Genomic DNA, 5,559 nt, shown 5'->3' on the forward strand with positions numbered 1-5,559 from the left:
CCGGCATGAACATGGCCGAGGTGCAGGCGGTGGTCGACGAGGTGCTGGAGGCCGGTTTCACCGCCCTCAAGGTCGATCTCGACATCCGCGCCTATGGCCACACGGGGTCCGAGACCGGCTGGTACGACAAGGACAAGTTCAACATGACTCCCAACAAGTGGGAGCATGACCGCATGGTGGAACTGGCCGAAATGGTGGTGAAGGCCGCAGGCAAGTCGGTCGATGTTGCCACCGATCTGCACACCCGCCTCGACAAGCACTCCGCCATCCGCCTCGCCAAGGATCTCGAGCACCTGCAGCTGATGTGGCTCGAAGAGCCGGTGCCGCCCGAGAACATCGACGTCATGGACGAGATCACCCGCTCGACCTCGACCCCGATCTGCGCCGGCGAGAACCTCTATCTCCGCCACGGGTTCCGCAAGCTCCTCGAGCAGCAGGCCGTCGACATCATCATGCCCGATATCCCCAAGTGCGGCGGGCTGTCGGAGTGCCGCAAGATCGCCGAGATGGCGGACCTCTACTCGATCCCCTTCGCGCCGCACAACGTCTCCTCCCCCATCGGTACCATGGCCTCGGCCCACGTCTGCGCCACCGTGCCCAACTTCCTCGTCCTCGAGTTCCACTGGTTCAACCGCGACTACTGGTCGACGATCACCGATGGCGGCGAGATCATCAGGAACGGACGGATCGCGATCAGCGACCGGCCGGGGATCGGACTGGAGCTCAACGAGGAAGTGGCGAAGGCGCACCAGTATCCGGGGACGACGTGGTTTGCTTGAGTTGCACTGACCCAACGGTGATCGCCTTCTCCCCTTGTGGGAGAAGGTGCCCGAAGGGCGGATGAGGGGTTTCTCTCCGCGCACCGTGTCGCTCGTCGCTTCGCTCCGATCGCGCAACGCTAGCGTTGCGGACCCCTCATCCGGCGCTGCGCGCCACCTTCTCCCACAAGGGGAGAAGGCGCCGGGGCAACGTCAGCGTTCTACCGCACCAGCGCCGGCCGCTTCGGGTCGAACGTCCAGCCCTCGATCAGATACTGCATCGCCGCCGCATCGTTCCGGCTGCCCGCCGGCAGTGCCCGATACCGCGCATGCGCCGCCTCCAGCGCCGCCTCATCCAGCTCCACCCCGAGCCCCGGCCGCTCCGGCACGGCGACCTGCCCGTCGCGGATCACCGGCGGCTCGAGCGTGAGGTGCTGGCCGTCCTGCCAGATCCAGTGCGTGTCGAGCGCGGTGATCTCGCCGGGCGCCGCGGCGCCGACTTGCGTGAACATCGCCAGCGAGATGTCGAAGTGGTTGTTCGAGTGCGACCCCCAGGTGAGCCCCCAGCGCGCGCACAGCTGCGCCACCTCGACCGAGCCATGCGGCGTCCAGAAATGCGGGTCGGCGAGCGGGATGTTGACGCTGCCGAGCCGGATGGCGTGACCCAGCTGCCGCCAGTCGGTGGCGATCATGTTGGTCGCGACCTTGATGCCGGTCGCCCGCCTGAACTCGGCAAGCACTTCGCGGCCGGAGAACCCGGCTTCCGCCCCGCACGGGTCCTCGGCATAGGCGAGGATCGGCTTCAGCCGCCTCGCGATCCGGATGGCCTCGTCCAGCGACCAGGCGCCGTTGGGATCGATCGTCAGCCTCGCCTCGGGGAACCGTATGGCCAGCGCCTCGATCGCATCGGCCTCCGCCTCGCCCGCCAGCACGCCGCCCTTGAGCTTGAAGTCCCTGAAACCGTAGCGCGCCTCGGCCGCCTCGGCGAGGCGCACGATGGCCGGGGCGTCGAGCGCCGGCTCGTCGCGCAGCCGCACCCAGTCGTCGCCCGATTGGCTGGCGCGATAGCCGAGCGGCGTGCGGCTGCGGTCGCCGACATAGAACAGATAGCCGAGCATCTGGACGCTCGTGCGCACCTGGCCCTCGCCCAGTAGTTCCGCCATCGGCACGCCGAGAAACTGCCCCATCAGGTCGAGCAACGCGCATTCGAGCGCCGCGACCGCATGGATGGTGACGCGCTGGTCATAGGTCTGGGCGCCGCGGCCGCCCTCGTCGCGTCCGGCAAAGGCCTCCCCGATTTCCCGCAGCAGCGAGCGGTACTGTCCGATCGCCCGGCCCTCGACCAGCACGCGCGCCTCTTCGAGCGTGCGGGCAATCGCCTCTCCGCCCGGCACCTCGCCGAGCCCGCGGTTGCCCAGGCTGTCGGTGAGGATGACGATGTTGCGGGTGAACAGCGGGGCATGCGCGCCGCTGAGGTTCAGCAGCATGCTGTCCTCGCCGGCGACGGGAACGACCCGCATGGCGGTCACCACCGGTGATGCGGAAAACCCGCGGCGGGTCAGTTCGTTCGGAGCAGGATAAGACATGCCGGAAACCGGCCTCCCGGATCATGTTCGTGGGAATCGGGCGAGACCGAACCTCGCCCGAACCGGATATCAGCCCTTGACGCCGCCCACGGTCAACCCGCCGACGAGGAAGCGCTGGGTGTACATGTAGAGCACCGCCACCGGCACGGCCGTCAACAACGATGCCGCCATCAGCTTGCCCCAGGGCAGGATGTCGCCCACCACCATCGATTGGAGCCCGATCGGCAGGGTGCGGAGCGACTCCGACGTGATGAACACGAAGGCGAAGAGGAACTCGTTCCACGCATTGGTGAAGGCAAACAGCGTCACCGACAGCAGCGCCGGCGCCGCCAGCGGCAGGGTGATCTTCCAGAAGGCATATATGCGGCTCGCCCCGTCGATCATTGCCGCTTCCTCGAGCTCAACCGGGATCGAGCGGAAATAGCCGATCAGCACCCAGGTGGCGAAGGGCATCAGGAAGGTCGGGTAGGTGACGATGAGCGAACCATAGGAGTTGATCAGTCCCAGGTCGCTGAGCGTCTGGTAGAGCGGGATGAAGATGAGCGTGCCGGGGAGGAGGTACGTGATCAGGATGAACGTCGTCAGCAACCCCGCGCCGACGAACTTGAGGCGCGTCAGCGCATAGGCGGCGAGCGCCGCGAATATCACCGAGATCACCGTGCTCACGGCCGCCACGAGCACCGAGTTGCGCAGCCAGACGAGGAACTGCGAGTCCCGGATCAGCGAGACGTATTGGTCGAGCGTGAACGGCTCCGGCCAGAAGATCGAGGTTCGTGCGCTGATTTGCGGCGTCGTCTTGAACGACGTGATGATCACCCAGAAGAACGGGAACAGCACGAAGACGAGGATGGGCAGCAGCGCCAGCAGCCGCAGCGTGATGTGGACGCGCTCCTGGCGCTGCCTCGCGATATACTTCCTGCCCGGAGGGGTGGGGAAGCGGCGGCCGATGGCGGTCGCCGCGTGGCCCAAGCCGCGGAACAGCATGTCGAACGGCCAGAACAACACGTCGAGCACCTTGCCGAGCCCCGCCTGCAGCACTCTGGCGATCCGCGAACCGATGGTGGGCTTGCTGTCGAGGGCCGCGACGCGCTCGTCGCGTCGCATGGTCTTGGCGAGGAAGTAGATGAGGATCGCCATCAGGGGCGCTACGGATAACGCAATGGCGCTGCCCGGCCCGTATTGCAAGGAGCCGATGGCCTTCTCGTAGGCGAGGATCGAATAGAGCTTGGTCGCGCCGCCCGGCCCGCCGCCGGTCATCAGGAAGATGAGGCCGAACTGGTTGAAGGTGGAAATGAAGGAGAGCAGTAGCACGACGATGATGACGTACTTGAGCCCCGGCAGGGTGACGTAGCGGAAGCGCTGCACGGCGCTGGCGCCGTCGACTTCGGCGGCTTCCAACTGCTCGTTGTCGATCGCCTTGAGGCCGGCGAGCAGCAGCAGGGTGAAGAACGGGATCCCCTTCCAGACATTCACGGCGATGACGCTTCCCATCGCCATCTGCGGATCGGACAGCCAGCCCAGCGGCTGCTTGATGACGCCGAGGCCCTGGAGGATCGGGTTGAGGCCGCCGAACAGCGGATCGTAGATGCTCTTCCAGGCGAGCGCCGTCACGATCTCGGGGACGATCCAGGGCAACAGCATGATGGCCGCGAGCAGGTCGCGGGTCGGCAGCTTGCTGTTGAGGATCATGGCGATGGTCATGCCGGTGACGAACTTGATGCTGAGCGACCACAGCGTGAAGGTGATCGTGTTCTGCATTGCCAGCAGGTAGTCGCTGTTGGTGAACAGCCGCTGGAAGTTCCGGAGGCCGACCTGAACGGTCTCGCCGGTCTGGAAGTTCAGCGTCGTCATGCTCATCAGGATGGCGCTGACGAACGGCCAGAAGATCAGCCCCACCATGATCAGCGCCATCGGCAGGACGAACCAGATGGCGATGGCCCAGTCGCGCCCGAGCAGCCCCCGCAGCCGGCGTGAGGTCGACATCGGCCGGGACGGACGAACCAAGGTGCTGTCTACGTGAGCCTGATCAACCATCACCTGTCCCCTTCAAATGCGGCACGTCGCGCTGCGATTGGGCCGGATGCAACGGGCTCCGTGAACCGCCGTAGGCAGCCGCTCTCACGCTCCCTCGAGGAGTGCGGCCGCCGACGTTGTGCTGTCGAAATCGGGAGGGCGGTCGCGCCGCCCTCCCTTGCGCTGGACATCTGTCCTACGGCTGCATCATGCCGCCTTCTTCGAAGATATCGACCATCTTCTGGTGGGCGTCCTTCACCGCGTCGGCTGGGGCCATGCGCCCGGAGATGACGTTGGCGACGGATTGCTCGAGTACGCCCTGGGCGCGGATGGCGTCGACGCCGGCGTTCGGGTTGGCCGGCCACGACTGACCAAGGAACGGGTTGGTGACGCTGACCTGCTCCTTGATGATCTTGAGGTTCGGATCCCCCGCCAGCAGCTCGTCGGTCCACAGGTTCGCGTAGGCCGGCGTGAACAGCACGCTGCCGAGCGAAGCGATCTTGCCGAAGTTCACCGGATCGAGCAGGTCGAGGGCGAGCTTCTTGGCCAAATCGACGTTCTTCGCGCCCTTGAAGATGGTCATCCACCCGCCGACATTGCCGCCGTCGCGGCTGTCGCCGTTGTTTGCCGTGGGCGCCGGCAGCAGCACGATGTTCGGATAGACCGGGTTGTTGTCGCGCTTGGCCTGCGCATAGACGCTGAAGGCGTTGTGCGTGTAGCCGATCTGGCCGGCGAGGAAGGCCTCGTTGTTGGAGGTATCCGTCCAGCTCTCGATGCCTGGCGGCAGCATGGCCGCATACTTGCCGTTCCGGTCGTAGGTTTCCTTCAGCCATTCATAGGCCGCGACCGTCTCGGGCGAGTTGAACTGGACGATCTGGCCGGTGTCGTCGGTGAAGTGTCCGCCGAAGGACTGGATCAACAGGATCAGGTAGCCGAACCCGTCGCCGGACTGGTTGGGGGTGACGCCCCAGCCGTAGAAGTCCGGGCCGGACATCTTGAGGGCCGCCTCGCGGCGGTCGCTGAACGTCTTGAGCGACGCCGGATCGATGCCGGCTTCCTTGAGCTTGTCGCCGCGGACGTAATAGCCCGTGGTGGTGCCGATGAGCGGAATGGCCGCCCAGCGCCCGTCGAACTGGGCGGTCTTGGCCGCGTTCAGGCCCGGCATGATCTCGCCATAGCGCTTGACGGCTTCGTCGACCACG

4 protein-coding genes are annotated in these 5,559 nt (G+C 65.9%); 1 reads left to right on the plus strand and 3 read right to left on the minus strand.

Features of this window, described 5'->3' with window-relative positions:
- The coding region (locus JWQ89_RS16275) for a mandelate racemase/muconate lactonizing enzyme family protein (protein WP_299642656.1) at positions 1-779 on the plus strand (779 nt) is incomplete at its 5' end.
- Positions 780-979: 200 nt separating this feature from the next.
- Here JWQ89_RS16275 and JWQ89_RS16280 read toward each other — a convergent pair.
- The 3 genes from JWQ89_RS16280 to JWQ89_RS16290 form a co-directional block, all read right to left on the minus strand.
- A complete protein-coding gene (locus JWQ89_RS16280) occupies positions 980-2,344 on the minus strand; it encodes an enolase C-terminal domain-like protein (protein WP_299642658.1) in 1,365 nt (454 codons plus the stop codon).
- Positions 2,345-2,413: 69 nt separating this feature from the next.
- A complete protein-coding gene (locus tag JWQ89_RS16285) occupies positions 2,414-4,378 on the minus strand; it encodes an ABC transporter permease subunit (protein ID WP_299642659.1) in 1,965 nt (654 codons plus the stop codon).
- A gap of 175 nt (positions 4,379-4,553) precedes the next feature.
- The coding region (locus JWQ89_RS16290) for an extracellular solute-binding protein (RefSeq protein ID WP_299642661.1) at positions 4,554-5,559 on the minus strand (1,006 nt) is incomplete at its 5' end.

The sequence above is a fragment of the Devosia sp. genome, assembly GCF_028290645.1.
Classification (GTDB): domain Bacteria; phylum Pseudomonadota; class Alphaproteobacteria; order Rhizobiales; family Devosiaceae; genus Devosia_A.

Coding starts and splice junctions, on each gene's coding strand:
- JWQ89_RS16280 (WP_299642658.1), bottom strand. CDS start 2,344: ATGTCTTATCCTGCTCCGAACGAACTGACCCGCCGCGGGTTTTCCGCA.
- JWQ89_RS16285 (WP_299642659.1), bottom strand. CDS start 4,378: ATGGTTGATCAGGCTCACGTAGACAGCACCTTGGTTCGTCCGTCCCGG.